Source organism: Phenylobacterium sp. (assembly GCF_030645195.1).
GTDB lineage: Bacteria > Pseudomonadota > Alphaproteobacteria > Caulobacterales > Caulobacteraceae > Phenylobacterium.
The window spans coordinates 1-14,393 of the sequence record NZ_JAUSLW010000179.1; the positions used below are offsets into that span (position 1 = coordinate 1).

At 69.7% G+C, this 14,393-nt stretch carries 14 protein-coding genes; 5 read left to right on the forward strand and 9 right to left on the reverse strand.

Features of this window, described 5'->3' with window-relative positions; translation table 11 throughout:
• The 5 genes from Q7T09_RS14730 to Q7T09_RS14750 form a co-directional block, all read right to left on the reverse strand.
• Positions 1–195: PLP-dependent transferase (locus Q7T09_RS14730; RefSeq protein ID WP_304700656.1), on the reverse strand; the 195-nt coding region annotated here is incomplete at its 3' end.
• A complete protein-coding gene (locus tag Q7T09_RS14735; RefSeq protein WP_304700658.1) occupies positions 192–1,580 on the reverse strand; it encodes a pyridoxal-phosphate dependent enzyme in 1,389 nt (462 codons plus the stop codon). The genes Q7T09_RS14735 and Q7T09_RS14730, both read right to left, overlap by 4 nt.
• 180 nt (positions 1,581–1,760) lie before the next feature.
• Complete coding sequence (locus Q7T09_RS14740; protein WP_304700660.1) at positions 1,761–3,413, reverse strand: choline dehydrogenase; 1,653 nt, start codon at positions 3,411–3,413, stop codon at positions 1,761–1,763.
• Between the two features lie 107 nt (positions 3,414–3,520).
• Positions 3,521–3,994, reverse strand: coding sequence for a hypothetical protein (locus tag Q7T09_RS14745; RefSeq protein WP_304700662.1), 474 nt, complete (start codon positions 3,992–3,994; stop codon positions 3,521–3,523).
• A gap of 59 nt (positions 3,995–4,053) precedes the next feature.
• The gene (locus tag Q7T09_RS14750) at positions 4,054–4,836 is read right to left on the reverse strand and encodes an enoyl-CoA hydratase-related protein (protein WP_304700664.1); all 783 of its coding nucleotides are present in this window, start codon (positions 4,834–4,836) and stop codon (positions 4,054–4,056) included.
• 107 nt (positions 4,837–4,943) lie between these two features.
• On the opposite strand from Q7T09_RS14750, the gene Q7T09_RS14755 reads away from it, so the two are divergent.
• Both Q7T09_RS14755 and Q7T09_RS14760 read left to right on the forward strand, forming a co-directional pair.
• Positions 4,944–5,600 (forward strand): alpha/beta hydrolase, encoded by a 657-nt coding sequence (locus Q7T09_RS14755; RefSeq protein WP_304700665.1) that lies wholly within the window; start codon positions 4,944–4,946, stop codon positions 5,598–5,600.
• An 89-nt stretch (positions 5,601–5,689) separates the two neighbouring features.
• Entirely contained in the window at positions 5,690–6,553 is an 864-nt protein-coding gene (locus Q7T09_RS14760) for a dienelactone hydrolase family protein (RefSeq protein ID WP_304700666.1), read from the forward strand.
• A 25-nt stretch (positions 6,554–6,578) separates the two neighbouring features.
• Here the strand turns inward: Q7T09_RS14760 and Q7T09_RS14765 are convergent, their stop codons facing one another.
• The gene (locus Q7T09_RS14765) at positions 6,579–7,979 is read right to left on the reverse strand and encodes a phosphatidylserine/phosphatidylglycerophosphate/cardiolipin synthase family protein (protein WP_304700667.1); all 1,401 of its coding nucleotides are present in this window, start codon (positions 7,977–7,979) and stop codon (positions 6,579–6,581) included.
• Positions 7,980–8,213: 234 nt separating this feature from the next.
• On the opposite strand from Q7T09_RS14765, the gene Q7T09_RS14770 reads away from it, so the two are divergent.
• Positions 8,214–9,257, forward strand: coding sequence for an AI-2E family transporter (locus tag Q7T09_RS14770; protein WP_304700668.1), 1,044 nt, complete (start codon positions 8,214–8,216; stop codon positions 9,255–9,257).
• Here the strand turns inward: Q7T09_RS14770 and Q7T09_RS14775 are convergent.
• Positions 9,223–9,774 (reverse strand): HdeD family acid-resistance protein, encoded by a 552-nt coding sequence (locus tag Q7T09_RS14775; RefSeq protein WP_304700669.1) that lies wholly within the window; start codon positions 9,772–9,774, stop codon positions 9,223–9,225. The two genes, Q7T09_RS14770 and Q7T09_RS14775, sit on opposite strands and share 35 nt — an antisense overlap.
• Positions 9,775–9,922: 148 nt before the next feature.
• On the opposite strand from Q7T09_RS14775, the gene Q7T09_RS14780 reads away from it, so the two are divergent.
• A complete protein-coding gene (locus tag Q7T09_RS14780; RefSeq protein ID WP_304700670.1) occupies positions 9,923–10,375 on the forward strand; it encodes a hypothetical protein in 453 nt (150 codons plus the stop codon).
• A gap of 6 nt (positions 10,376–10,381) precedes the next feature.
• On the opposite strand, the gene Q7T09_RS14785 is transcribed toward Q7T09_RS14780, so the two are convergent.
• Entirely contained in the window at positions 10,382–11,344 is a 963-nt protein-coding gene (locus Q7T09_RS14785) for a 1-phosphofructokinase family hexose kinase (protein ID WP_304700671.1), read from the reverse strand.
• Positions 11,341–13,773, reverse strand: a complete 2,433-nt coding sequence (ppsA, locus tag Q7T09_RS14790) for a phosphoenolpyruvate synthase (protein ID WP_304700672.1) — start codon at positions 13,771–13,773, stop codon at positions 11,341–11,343. The genes Q7T09_RS14785 and ppsA overlap by 4 nt, the downstream gene beginning before the upstream one ends.
• Before the next feature lie 141 nt (positions 13,774–13,914).
• Here ppsA and Q7T09_RS14795 point away from each other — a divergent pair.
• Positions 13,915–14,393: glycine zipper domain-containing protein (locus Q7T09_RS14795; protein WP_304700673.1), on the forward strand; the 479-nt coding region annotated here is incomplete at its 3' end.

A 14,393-nucleotide genomic window follows, 5' to 3' on the forward strand; every position in this document is an offset into this window, starting at 1 on the left:
GGCCCGCTCGAAGGCGAACCGGGTCGGGTTCTGGCTGCGGCTGTACTCGAACCCCTGGTGCACCCCCGGGCTCGACTGGGCGTAGGTGGAGGTGGCGTAGATCGGGGTGATCACCGCCCCCGTGCTGGGGTCCGGATACTGCCCGCCATGGATGGCGCGGGTGTTGAAATCCAAGCGGTTCTTGCCGTCGGTCACGCTGCGCGCCTCAGATAGTTGATGAGATCGATGCGGGTGATCAGCCCCAGGAACTCGCGCCCGTCGAGCACCAGGACCACGTGATCCTTGTCGAAGATCGGCAGCAGGGCCTCCAGCGGCTCATGGGCCTGGAGGGTGTGCAGCTTGGCGGTCATGGCCGAACTGACCGGCTGGGAGAACCGCCGGTCGGGCCGCCGCTCCTCGATGGCGTCCAGCAGGTCGCTCTCGTCGATCAGCCCGATCAGCCGCCCATCGTCCAGCACCGGCAGCTGCGAGACATCGGCCTGGCGCATGCGGTTGTAGGCGGTCAGCAGGGTGTCGGTCGGCCCCACCGTCACCGCCCCGCCCTCGCTGGGGGTGCGGGCGATCAGGTCGCGCAGGTCGCCGTGCAGGGCCCGCGCCGTCAGCCCCTGCTCGGCCAGCCAGCTGTCGTTGTAGACCTTGGACAGGTACTTCGACCCGGTGTCGCAGACCAGGGTCACCACCCGCTTGAGCGTCGTCTGCTCGCGGCAATAGCGCAGGGCCGCGGCCAGCAGGGTCCCGGACGAGGATCCGCCCAAAACCCCAGCCTTTCGAAGCAGATCGCGCGCAGCGCCGATGCTTTCGCTGTCGGGGATCGAATAGGCCTTGGCCACCAGGGAGAGGTCGCAATTGTCGGGGATGAAGTCCTCCCCGATCCCCTCCACCACCCAGGAGCCGGGCTCTATGGTCTCGCCGGTATTGATCAGGGGCGCCAGGATCGAGCCCACCGGATCGGCCAGCACCATCTCGGTCTTGGGCGACACCCTGGCGAAGTAGCGGCCCAGCCCGGTCAGGGTCCCGCCGGAGCCCACCCCCACCACCACAGCGTCGAGATCGCCGCCCATCTGCTCGAAGATCTCCGGGCCGGTGGAGGTCTCGTGGGCCAGGGGATTGGCCGGGTTGGCGAACTGGTTGACGAACACCGCGCCGGGGATGCCCGCCGCCAGGGCCTGCGCCATGTCCTGATAGTAGTCCGGATGGCCCTTGCCGACGTCGGATCGGGTGATGCGCACATCGACCCCCATGGCCCGCAGATGCTGGATCTTCTCCCGGGACATCTTGTCGGGAACCACCAGCAAGAGCTTGTAGCCCTTTAGGATTCCCACCTGGGCCAAGCCCAGGCCCGTATTGCCGGCCGTGGCCTCGACGATGGTTCCGCCGGGCTTCAGGGAGCCGTCGGCCTCGGCGGCCTCGATCATCGATCGCGCGATGCGGTCCTTGATGGAGCCGCCGGGATTGGCGCTTTCCAGCTTGATGAACAGCTGGCAGGGGCCGGTGTCGAAACCGGCCAACTCGATCATCGGCGTGCGGCCGATGAGGTCCAGCGCCGAGCCGACCGGCCCGGGCAGGGGTTGGGAGTCCATGGGGCGTCCTCGCTCACGCTCGTGAGATCGGCGTGTGTCGCCCTAGGAACGCATCAGCCGCGATTCCGCGCAATATGGAGCAGAAAAAACTCCACGGCCGTATCGACCGTGGAGAAGCTTGCCCCAAAGCGGGATGAGGAAAAGTGGAATCCGGTTTTCCGCCCGCATCCCGCTCAGGCCCTAAGCCGCCTTCTGACCGCCCTCATAGACCGGGGCGTCGTCGGCCGGCAGGGCCGCCTTGCCGCGGATCATGTCGGCGGCCTTCTCGGCGATCATGATGGTGGGAGCATTGGTGTTGCCCCCCACCAGGGTCGGCATGACCGAGGCGTCGACGACGCGAAGGCCGGCGATACCGCGCACCTTCAGCTCGCCGTCCACCACCGCCATGGGGTCGTCGGCCGAGCCCATGCGGCAGGTGCCCACCGGATGGTAGATGGTCTCGGCCACCTCCTTGATCCAGGCGTCGATCTGCTCGTCGGTCTGCACCGCCTCGCCGGGGAACAGCTCGGTGGAGCGATACTTGTCCAGGGCCGACTGGCGGGCGACTTCGCGCATCATCTTCACGCCCTCGCGCAGGGCGCGGCGGTCTTCCTCGGTCGACAGGTAGTTGGCGAAGATGGCCGGATCGTCCAGCGGATTGGCGGAGTTCAGCCCCACCCGGCCGCGGCTCTCGGGCCGTAGCTGGCAGACGTGGAAGGTGAAGCCGTCCTTGGCCACCTGGGTCTTGCCGTGGTTCTGCATGACGGCCAACACGCAGTGGACCTGCAGGTCGGGCCGGTCGAGGTCGGGACGCGACTTCAGGAAGGCGCCGGACTCCAGCATCTGTTTGGAGCCCAGGCCCTTCTTGAACAGCAGGTAGTTGAGGCCGATGAGGGCGGTCTTGATGCCCTTGCGCGCCGAGAAGACGGTGATCGGCAGCGGGCACTCCCAGGACAGGGTCACGTCCAGATGGTCCTGCAGGTTGGCGCCGACGCCCTTCAGGGCATGGACCACCGGCACGCCGTGCTTGGTCAGCTCCTCGGGATCGCCGATGCCCGACAGCTGCAGGATATGCGGCGACTGCACGGCGCCGGCGCAAAGCAGGACTTCGCGCTCGGCGTTGACCACTTGCTTGACCTGCTTGTCGTCGACGAACTCGACGCCGGTGGCGCGGCCGTTCTCCACCACGATCTTGGTGGTCCGGGCGCCGGTCAAGCAGGTGAGGTTCGGGCGGTTCAGCACCGGGTGCAGATAGCCGCGGGCGGCGCTCCAACGCTCCCCGTCCTTGATGGTGAGCTGATAGGGGCCCCAACCTTCCTGCTGGAAGCCATTGAAATCCTTGGTGACAAGATGGCCCGCCTGACGTCCGGCCTCGATGGTGGCCTTGTAGATCGGGTTGGGGTCCGACGCCTTGGAAACGGCCAGCGGGCCGTCGCCGCCGTGCCATTGGTCCCCGCCGCCCTGCAGGCTTTCCGAGCGCTTGAAGTAGGGCAGCACGTCCTTGTAGGACCAGCCCTGTAAGCCCATCTGGCGCCACTGGTCATAGTCCCGGGCATGGCCGCGGATGTAGATCATGCCGTTGATGGAGCTGGATCCGCCCCAGCCCTTGCCGCGCGGCCACCAGAGCTTGCGGTCGTTGAGGTTCGGCTCCGGCTCGGTCCAGAAGCCCCAGTTATAGGTCCCCTTGGCGCCGATCAGGCCGCCCACGCCCGCGGGCATGCGGACCATCAGGGAATTGTCCTTCACGCCGGCTTCCAGCAGCAGGACCTTCACCGTGGGGTCCTCGGTCAGGCGGTTGGCCAGGACGCAACCGGCCGAGCCGGCCCCGATGATGATGTAGTCGTAGCGGTCCATGCGCGGCCCCGTCCCTTGGCGTGCTTGATTTGGCCGAACCCTTACAAGCCTCTACGCCCGAAACAAGACCGGACGCCGCGTCAGCCTTCATAAAGTTGACGCCAGCGTCACGGACGGCGGAACTCCATGATCCAGTTGGTTTCCCAGCTCTTCCCGCCATCATAGGAGAAGGCTTGGCTCCAGCGCGGCGCCTGGGGGTCTACAGTCTGCCAGTCGAACACCACCTGCACCGGCAAGTCGCCATCCATATCCTCGCCGCGGAATATCCCGCGCGTTCCCTCGAAGCGGCCCATCACCGGCGGCTGCATCACCCCGTCGCGGTCGGTGATCCACCAGATGGTCCACTCGTCGCGCTCAGGGCTGTAGAGCCGGAAGGTCATCCCCTTGAAGCCCTGGGCGGCGAAATCGATTTCATCGAGACTGCACATGCCGCCAAGCCGCAGGTCCGAGCGCTGACGGGCTTCGAAAACATCCCAGGCCGTCGAACCCACGCCCCGGCCCTTCAGGCGGCGGTTGGTGACGATCCAGTCGCCGTGGTTGAAGTCGAAGCCGTGGCGCGAGGTCTGGGCGGCGGCGGACATGGAAAGCTCCTCAAACTGGAGCTTCAATCTACCGCCACCCTGCTGACAGGGTCTGTCAGCTACCGGCCCTTCCAGTTCGGCGCGCGCTTCTGAGCAAACGCCATCGGCCCCTCGACGAAGTCCTCCGAACGGAACAGGGCCGAGATGGCGGGATAGCGGTTCTGACCGGCGATCGCCGCCTCCAGGCTCGGCTCGTCCAGGCCGCGATAGACCGCCTCCTTCGACGCCCGCACCGACATGGGCGACAGCTCGGCGATCTGGGCGGCCCAGCGCTTGGCCGTCGCCATCAGCTCGGCCGGGGTGCTGACCTCGTTGACGAAGCCCAGCTCGTGGCCCTCGGCGGCGGAGACCCGGCGGCCGGTGAGGATCATGCCGAGCGCCCGCTTGGTGCCGATGGCGCGCGGCAGACGGTGCAGCCCGCCAGCCAGGGCCGCCAGGCCGACCCGCGGCTCCGGCAGGGCGAAGACGGCGTTGTCGGAGGCCACGATGATGTCGCAGGCCAGCGCGATCTCGAACCCGCCGCCCATGGCCACCCCATTCACCGCGGCGATCAGCGGCTTGTTGAGGTCGAAGCGCTGGGCGAGACCCGCGAAGCCCGACTTCGGCATGGCCATGGAGCCGCCGGTGGCCTGGTTCTTCAGGTCGTTGCCCGCCGAGAAGGCCCGCTCGCCGGCCCCGGTGATGATGCCCACCCACTGCTCAGGATCGGCGTTGAAGGCGTTGAAGGCCTCGTCCATCTCGAAGTGCATCGGCGAATGCACCGCGTTCATGACTTCGGGCCGGTTCAGGGTGAAGACCGTGACCGGGCCCTCGCGCTCCACGGAGATGAATTCATAGGCCATCGGATGTCCTCCCATCATTGTTGGGAGGACGCTGGCGGGGCGCCGTGGCGTCCGTCAAGCGGGTCGAGGCGCTTGACCCGGAGGGCGGGCTCCCGCACCAAATCCCCATGACCGCCCTCCCCGCCCTCGACGGCCCCCTCGTCCCGCCCGCCTCCGGCGCCGCCCCCAAGAGCCTGGTGATCCTGCTTCACGGCTATGGCTCCAACGGCGAGGACCTCATCGGCCTGGTCCCGCATTGGCGGCACGCCTTCCCCGACACCCTGTTCATCTCGCCCAACGCGCCCCAGATCTGCCCTGGCGCGCCGGGCGGCTATCAGTGGTGGCCGATCACCAGCATGGATCCGCAGGCCCGGATCGCCGGGGCCCGCGCCACCGCCCCGATCATCGACGCCTTCATCGACGCCCAGCTCGCCCGCTACGGCCTGTCGGAGGACAGGCTCGCCCTGGTGGGCTTCAGCCAGGGGACCATGATGGCGTTGCAGGTGGGCCTGAGGCGCCAGCGGCCGGTGGCCGGAATTCTGGGCTATTCCGGAATGCTGGTTGATGAGACGGGCCTGTCGGAGATGACCAGCAAGCCGCCGATCCTGCTGGTGCATGGCGACGCCGATCCCACGGTGCCGGTCGCCGCACTCCACCACAGCGGCGCGACCCTCCAGGCGCTCGGCTACCAGGTCGGTGGCCACGTCTCGCCAGGCCTGGGCCACAGCATCGACCTGGACGGCCTGCAGATGGGCGGCAACTTCCTGCACAAGGTGCTGAACTGAGGCCCGCGCCCCTGGCGCCCTCCGCCATCTGCGCTACCTTGATCTGAACGGCGCCGCCGACGAGCGCCCGGCATCAGGCGAGGTTTCCCATGGACGACGAACTCAACCCCGCGAGCACCGATCGTGACTCCCGCCTGACCCGGCGCGGCTTCTCCACCGTGGCCATGGCCACCGGCGTGGCCCTGGCCGGTCAGGCCCTGGCCGCCGAGGTGGTGGAGACCGACGTCAGCATCGCCACCGCCGACGGGACCTGCGACGCGGCCTTCTTCCATCCGGCCGGCAAGGGCGCCTGGCCCGCCGTGGTGATCTTCACCGACATCATCGGCCTGCGCCCGGCGTTCCGCGACATGGGCAGGCGCATGGCCGCCGAGGGCTACGCCGTCCTGGTCCCCAACCCCTTCTACCGCACCCGCAAGGCGCCGGTGCTCAGCGGGCCCTTCGATTTCTCCAATCCCACCGACCGCGCCAAGCTGACCGAACTGACCGCGCCGCTCACCACCCCGGCCAAGGCGACCGACGCGGCGGCCTATGTCGCCTGGCTGGACACGCAGCCCCAGGTGAACGCCAAGAAGAAGATCGGCGTCCAGGGCTACTGCATGGGCGGCCCCTACAGCTTCATCGCCGCCGCCAACCATCCGACCCGGGTCGGCGCGGCCGGCTCCTTCCACGGCGGGGGTCTGGTGACCGACAAGCCCGACAGCCCGCACCTGATGGCGCCCAAGGCCAAGGCCGCCTTCCTGGTGGCCATCGCCGAGAACGACGACGCCAAGCAGCCCGACGCCAAGGACAAGCTGAGGGCCGCCTTCGCCGCGGCCAAGCTGCCGGCCACGGTCGAGGTCTATGCCGGCGCCCAGCACGGCTGGTGCGTCAAGGACGGCGCCGTCTACAACCCCGCCCAGGCCGAGAAGGCGTGGGCCGCCCTGACGGCGCTGTACAAGAAAAGCCTGGGCTGAACCGGGTGGCGGCGGCCGGCCGACGCTAGGCGCCGTAGGTGGCGGGGTCCAGCGCGAAGGCGATGCCCTGCCAATCGGCGTCGCCGGCCTCACGCTTGAGACGATTGGCCGTGGCGACCTGCCGGTAGAGGCCGAGGGCGGCGCGGTCATCCAGGCCCGTCGTATCGATCTCGAGATGCTCGGCCAACAGGTCGCGGCGCAGGGCCGCGACCACCGGGGGATCCCAGAAGGTCGCGTTCATCTCGGTGTCCCCGAAGAAGGACCGAGGGGCGATGTTGCAGGACCCGATGGTGGCCCAGGCGTCGTCGATCAGCATGATCTTGGCGTGGACATAGACATTCTGGCGGCCCCCCGCCGAGGTCGGTCCCGCGATGCCCACCAGGGCGAAGCGCTCATAGGAGCCAAGCTCGGCGAGCTGATCGAAGAACGGCTTGCTCTCCGGCCTCTGGCGGGCGGCCCGCATCTCACCATAGGCCTCCGCCGGGGTGAGGACGACCACCTCGACGCCGCGCACCAGGGCCACCTTGAGGGCCGAGAGGGTGGCCGGCGCGCCGAGGGCCTGATTCTCGATGTAGATCGAGGACTGCGCGGCCTCGATCGCCAGTTGGTACTGGTCGAAGATCGACCGCTCTCCGGCCGCGATGTCGAACGGCTGGCCCTCCGGACTGGGGCGGCCATCGGCATAGTGGCCGGCGCGAACGGTGCGCTGGATTTGCACCAGCCCCTCGCCCCGCGGCGCCGACAGCCCGGTCGGGTAGGCGAGGTCGTCGCCATCGTGGTTCCAGCTCCCCGTCGTCTCCCCCCGATCGCTGGCCTCATTCCACCTCTGGACGAAATTGTGATGCACATCGGTGGCCGCCGGCCCGGTCACCTCGACATAGACGTCGTGGATGTGCGGTTCGTCAGCCTGGATGCGATGGCCGGGCGCGACGACGTATTCCGGGCCAAGATTGATGCCGCCGATGAAGGCGGTCTCCGAGGCGCAGCCCGCGTCGATCAACCAGCTCTTCTGGTGCTGGCAATACCCCTTCTGGCCGCGGTCCCAGCGCGCGCGGAACCCGGCGTCGCGGCCTCGCAGCATGGCGTGCTGGTGCGGCAGGCCGGAGAAGGTCTCGTGCTCGACGGACTGACTCTCCGGGTTCACCCGCCAGAAGATGGCGCGGACGTCGACACCCCGCGCCGCGGCCCGGTCGAGGACGTCGAACAGCGAGCCGCGTCCGTCCGGCATCTCGAAGGCCTCGTGAAGAAACGCCACCGTGAGCCAGACGCTGTGCTGCGCGGCCTCGACGGCCTCGCAGATCCGCCGGAAGGCCGGCTCTCCGTCCACCAGGGGACGGACCAGGTTGCCGCTGCGGACAGGATACGAGCCCGACTCGACGAAGGGTATGTGCGGGATGGCGGCTGTCGCCAGCGTGGTCTGTGTCACTTGCCTTGACCTCTTGAGACGAACCGACCCCAACGGCCGGCGCAGGACCCCAGGCCCCGCGATCGACGAAGCTTGACCTTGGACGTTGTGAGCGAGTCACTATCAGGTCCGGGGCCTCAAGGACTTTGCGCGACATCAAGGCCGGCCGACCAGGTCGGCGGGAAGATCGCGCGGCGGAAGCCTCGGAGAATCGGCGTGCGGCGCAAGTCACAGGATGCAACCGAGGCGCCGCGCGTGGCGGGTCCGCTCGCCCTCGCCGCGGCCCTGGTCGTCACCGGCTTGGTGCTCTTGCGGCTGGTGGACGTGCTGCTGCTGATCTTCGGGGCGGTGCTCTTCGCCATCCTGCTGAACGCCATCGCCGCGCCGCTGCGCAGCCGCACGCCGCTCGGGCGAATCGGCAGCCTGGTGGCCGCCGTCATCGTCACCGGCCTGGCGATCGCCGCCATCCTGTGGGCCTTCGGAAGCAAGCTGGACTCCCAGCTGGCGAGCCTGGCCGACATGGTGCCCCGCGCCTGGGACGGCTTCCAGGCCCGCCTCTCCCGCTCCACCCTGGGCGCCCTGTTCCTGCGGGAGCTCGACGCCCTGCCCGGACCCAGCGGCGGCTGGCTCAGCCTGGCGCCGCGGGTGGCGGCCAACGCCGCCAGCGGGCTGGCGGCCACGGTGATCGTCATCTTCGCCGGGCTCTATCTGGCCTTCCATCCTCAGACCTATGCGCAGGGCCTGGTCCGGCTGTTCCCGCGCGACCTGCGCGCCCGCGCCTTAGAGATCCTGGCGGCGATCCACGACGCCCTGAAGCGCTGGCTGCTGGCCCAGCTGCTGTCCATGGCCCTGGTGGGCTCGACGACGGCGCTCGGCCTCTGGCTGGTGGGCGCGCCGTTCCCGATCGGACTGGGGGTGCTGGCGGGTCTGGGTCAGTTCGTGCCGGTGATAGGCCCCATGGCCGCGGCGGTCCCGGGTCTGCTGGTGGCCCTGGCCGCCGGCCCCCAGGTCCTGGCCATGACCGCCGGGGTCTATCTGGTCGCCGCCCAGCTCGAGGCCAATGTCATCACGCCCCTGGTGCTGCGGAAGATGGCGGCCCTGCCGATGGCGGTGACCCTGTTCGCCGTCCTGGCCATGGGCGTCCTGCTCGGGCCCTTGGGAGTGCTGCTGGCGACCCCCTTGGCGGTGGTGGCCTATGTCCTGGTGAAGATGGTCTATGTGGAGGACGTGCTGGGGGACCGGCCCGAGGCGCCGACGGTCGCCGCTAAGCCCTTCTGGCGGCGTCGCCGAGGGCCATGAAGGCCAGTCCGGTGGTCAGGACCGCGATCCCGGCCATCAGGCCGAAGGCCGGCGTCGAACCCTGGAACACCCCGCCGGCGATCATCAGGGCCGCCACCACGCTGGCCATGGCGGAGCTCAGGATCCAGCGCCAGACCTTGAGGGGCCGCAGTTCGAGCGCCAGGGCCAGCTGAAAGGCGCCATCGACGATGAAGGCGGCCGCCACCAGCAGGGTGACGGCGATGGCGCCCGCCGCCGGATTGAACAACAGGAAGACCCCCGCGGCCACGGCCACCAGGCTGCTCACCACGCCGGGCCAGAAGGACCTGGCGCCGGTCATCAGCAGGCTGGCCCCCAGCATCAGCGCGCCCGCGAGCCACAACAGCCACCCGGCGAACCCCCCGATCACCAGGTGCGCCACCTGCGGCCAGACCATCGCCGCCGAGCCGATCACCGCCAGGCTGCAGCCGAGCCAGAACAAGCGTCCGGGACGGGTCTTAAGCTGGGACCAGAGTCCCTCCGATGTCGTCGTGGTCATGATCTGCCTCGTCCTGCCGGGGCATCATCGGCCTAAGTGCCGGCCAACGCCATTGAGCAAGGTCAAGCGCCGGGCGATGATGGCTTCGTCACCCTTGCGTTGAGCAAGGTCAAGGCGAGACCCACCCAACCGTTGAACCCTCAGGCCCATGAACCAGCCCGTTGCGCCCTTCGCCATTGTCCGCCCCCTCGCGGGCCCGCTCGACGCCCTGCTGACCTATTGGCAGGGCCTGCGGCGGGGGGCCGCGGAAATTCCCTTCTGGGACGATGTCGACCTGACCGAGGCCCAGCGGCTCGGCGGCGAGGTCTTCCTGCTGGACGTCTTCGCCCAACCCGAACGCTTCCGGTTCAGCATCCTGCAACAGGGTGTGCCGAGGGCCGAGCAGGAGGCGATCCTGGGCCGGTTCATCGACGAGGTGTCCCTGCCCCATCCCTTCGAACTGCTGCGCGCCCAGTGCAGCGCCACGGTCGAGGAGCAGCGGCCGTCGGTCTACCACCACGCCGATCCGGCCTCGGTCTCCGAGAACTATGAGCGCCTGCTGTTGCCCGCCTGGGGCGAGGGCCAGGTGCGAATGCTGCTGGGCGCCGTCGCCCGCGGCTGAGCCGCGTCAGCCGACCGCTTCGACGGTCACCGTCCTTCGGAGGCGCAGGACGTCGGCGCGGCGGCACAGGCTGGTGCCCGGCGCCAGCAGTGTGGCCGAGGCCGTGGCCACGGCCCATCTCAAGGCCTCGGGCGGCGCCAGCCCCCTGCCCAGGGCCCAGACCAGGCCAGCCAGGAAGCTGTCCCCGGCGCCGATGGTGCTGACCGGGACGATGTCCAGGGGCCGCGCGCGCCAGGCCCGCTCCGCGGTCACCAGCAGCGCGCCCTCCCGGCCCAGGCTGAGGGCCACCATCGCCGCGCCGCCGGCGGCGATAATCTCGCGGCAGGCGGCCAGCCGGCTCGCCAGGTCCGGCAGCGGGCGCCCGCACAGGTCCTCCAGCTCCCGCAGATTGGGCTTCACCAGCCAGACCCCGGCCGCCAGCCCCGCCGTCAAGGCCTGACCCGAGGCGTCCAGCACCAGCCTCACCCCCGCCCGCCGCGCCTGGCGGATCAGCCGTTCGTGGACGGCCAGGGGAAAGTCGGGCGGCAGGCTGCCGCTGAGCACCAGGATCTCCGGCGCCGGCGTCAGCCCCTTCAACAGGACCATGACCGACCTCTGCTCGGCCGTCCTCAGGGGGGCGCCCGGCATGACGAAGCGGTATTCCTGCCCGGTGGCCAGGTCGTGGGCGGTGAAGTTCTCCCGCGTCTCGGCCTGGGTCGGGACCACCGCCACCGGCACGCGCTCGGTGGCCAGCAGCGCCCGCAACCGCTCGCCGCCGACACCGCCCGCGACGAACGCCGCCACGGCCTGCCCCCCCAGGCGTCGGATCACCCGGGCGACATTGATCCCCCCGCCGCCGGGATCTCGGCGCAGGTCGTGACAGCGCAGCTTCCGCTCCGGCTCCAGCCGGTCCACCACGGCGCTGAGGTCCACCGCGGGGTTCAGGGTCAGGGTGGCGATGACCGGCGCCGCGGCGCGAGCCCGGGTCAATGGGCGAAGGCCTTCATGTGGGCCGGGGGCCCCCGGTCCTCTAGCCCGGCCTCGACCTCGGCGGCCAGGCGCATCATCTTCAGGGCGCTGGAGGGATTGACGCTGATGGCGTCCACCCCGTGCTCGATGAGGAAGCGGGCCACCTCCGGATAGGTGGCCGGCGCCTCGCCGCAGATGCCCACATGGCGGTGGTTGAACCGCGCCCCCACCACCGCCTGGCGCAGGAACTCCAGCACCCCGGGATCGCGCTCGTCGAAGTCGAAGGCCACGGTCTCGGAGTCGCGGTCAACCCCCAGCACCAGTTGGGTGAGGTCGTTGGAGCCGATGGAGAAGCCGTCGAACAGGGCGGCGAAGGCGTCGATCTGGATGACGTTGTTGGGGATCTCGCACATGACGTGGATCTCCACCCCGCCCTGCCCCTGGACCAGGCCGTGCCGGGCCAGGGCCTCGATCACCTGCTCGGCCTCGGCCACCCGACGGCAGAAGGGCACCATGATCGCCAGGTTGGTAAGGCCCATGGTCTCGCGCACCCGGCGCAGGGCCCGGCACTCCAGGGCGAAGCCGTCGGCATAGGCCGGGTGGGCGTAGCGGGCCGCCCCCCGGAACCCCAGCATGGGATTGGCCTCCAGGGGCTCGAAGTCGCGGCCGCCGATCAGGGCGGCGTATTCGTTGGTCTTGAAGTCCGACAGCCGCACGATCACCGGCCGGGGATAGAAGGCCGCCGCGATGGTCCCCACCCCCTCGGAAACCCGCTGCACGAAATAGTCGGCCGGCGAGGCGCAGCCCTCCGACAGTCGCGCGATGGTGGCCCGCGCCCGGGGCGAGCCGACCCGCTCGGGGTGGGCGAGCGCCATGGGATGGGCGCCGACCCCTTGGCTGATGATGAACTCCATCCGCGCCAGGCCAACGCCGGCCACCGGCAGGCCGGCGTACTTGAAGGCCAGGTCCGGGTCGCCGAGGTTCAGCATCACCTCGGTGCGAGTGGGCGCCAGGTCCCCCACCGACAGGTGCTCGACCTCGAAGAGCAGCTCACCTTCATAGACCTGTCCGGCCTCGCCGCCCGCGCAGGAGACGGTGACCATCTGGCCGGTGGAGAGGGCGGCGGTGGCGTTCCCGGCGCCGACCACGGCCGGCACCCCCAGTTCGCGGGCCAGGATGGCGGCATGGCAGGTGCGGCCGCCCCGATCGGTGACGATGGCCGCGGCGGTCTTCATCACCGCCTCCCAGTCGGGACTGGTGGTGGCCGCCACCAGCACCTCGCCGGGCTGGAACTGGGCCAGGTCCTTCGACGTGACGATCACCCGGGCCCGGCCGCTGGCGATCTGCTCGCCCACCGACTTGCCGCTGACCAGCACCTCGCCGGCGCCCTTGAGCCGCCAGGTGTCGATCTCGCCGGCGGTCCGCCGCGAGGTGACCGTCTCGGGCCGGGCCTGCAGGATATAGAGCCGGCCGTCACGGCCGTCCTTGGCCCACTCGATGTCCATGGGCCGGGGATGGCCGGCGCGGGCCGAGAAGTGCGCCTCGATCCGGATCGCCGTGCCGGCCAGGGCCAGCACCTCCTCGTCGGTGAGGCAGAACCGCCGACGATCCTTCGGCGAGGTCCGGCGCTCCACCGGCCTGGCCGACTCGCCCTTGCCCTCCAGCACCAGCTTGATCGCCTTGCCGCCCAGCTTGCGCCGCAGCACCGCGCGAAAGCCCTTCTCGAAGGTCGGCTTGTGGACGTGGAACTCGTCGGGATCGACCCGTCCCTGCACCACGGTCTCCCCCAGCCCGTAGGCGCCGGTGAGATAGACCACGTCGGCAAAGCCGCTCTCGGTGTCGAGCGTGAAGATCACCCCGCTGGCGCCGCGGTCGGCGGCCACCATCTTCATCACCGCCACCGACAGATAGACCTTGAAATGATCAAAGCCGTTCTCGGCCCGGTAGACGATGGCCCGGTCGGTGAAGATGGAGGCGAAACAGCGGCGGCAGGCTTCCACCACAGCTTCCTCCCCCGTCACATGCAGGAAGCTCTCGTGCTGGCCGGCGAAGCTGGCGGTGGGCAGGTCCTCCGCCGTGGCCGAACTGCGCACCGCCACCGTCAGGCCGGGCCCCTCGCGGGCGACCATGGCGCGCCAGGCCTCGGCGATCTGGGCGCAGAGGGCCTGATCGGCCGTGGCCCCGTAGACGATCTTCCGCGCCGCCTGCGCCCGGACCGCCAGTTCGGCGGTGTCGCGGACATCGAGTCCGTCCAGCAGGTCGTGCAGGGCCGGCCAGGCGTCGGCCCTGGTCAGGGCGTCGCGATAGGCCTGGGCGGTGATGGCGAAGCCAGGCGGAACCTCCACCCCGTCGCCCCGGAGGCTGCTCAGTTCCCCGATGGCCGAGGTCTTCCCGCCTACCAGGGGCGTATCGTCGGCCGATAGGGTCGAAAAGTCGCGGATGTAACTCATGGCGGGCACCTCCACCGCGAAGTGTGGCCCCATCAGCCGATCGCGCTTTGCCGTGGATCAAGGGAGGGGTGGCGCAAATTCGGGGAACCTTGGCCTTGGGCGCGCGTTCCGCCGCCAATCCAGAAACGCCCGGAGCGCCCCATGACCAAGATTACCGCCACCCTCGCCATGCTGATCGGCGCCGCGGCCCTCACCGCCTGCACCACCACCGACCCCTATACGGGCATGCCGGTGCGCAACAACACCGGGACGGGCGTGATCGCCGGCGCCCTGGGCGGCGCGGCCCTCGGCTACCTGACCAACACCAACAGCGGCGAACAGGGCCGCAAGAACGCCCTGATCGGTGCGGGCATCGGCGGCCTGACCGGGGCCGGCGTCGGCAACTACATGGACCGGCAACAGGCCGACCTGCGCCGCGAACTGGCCGACAGCGGCGTCAGCGTCACCCGTGACGGCGACAACCTGATCCTCAACATGCCCAGCGACGTCACCTTCGCCTCCAACAGCGAAAGCCTGCAGCCCCAGTTCTACGACACGCTGGACGCGGTCGGCCGCGTGCTCGGCGCCTACCCCTCGACCCTGATCGACATCGTCGGCCATGCCGACAGCGACGGTCCCGA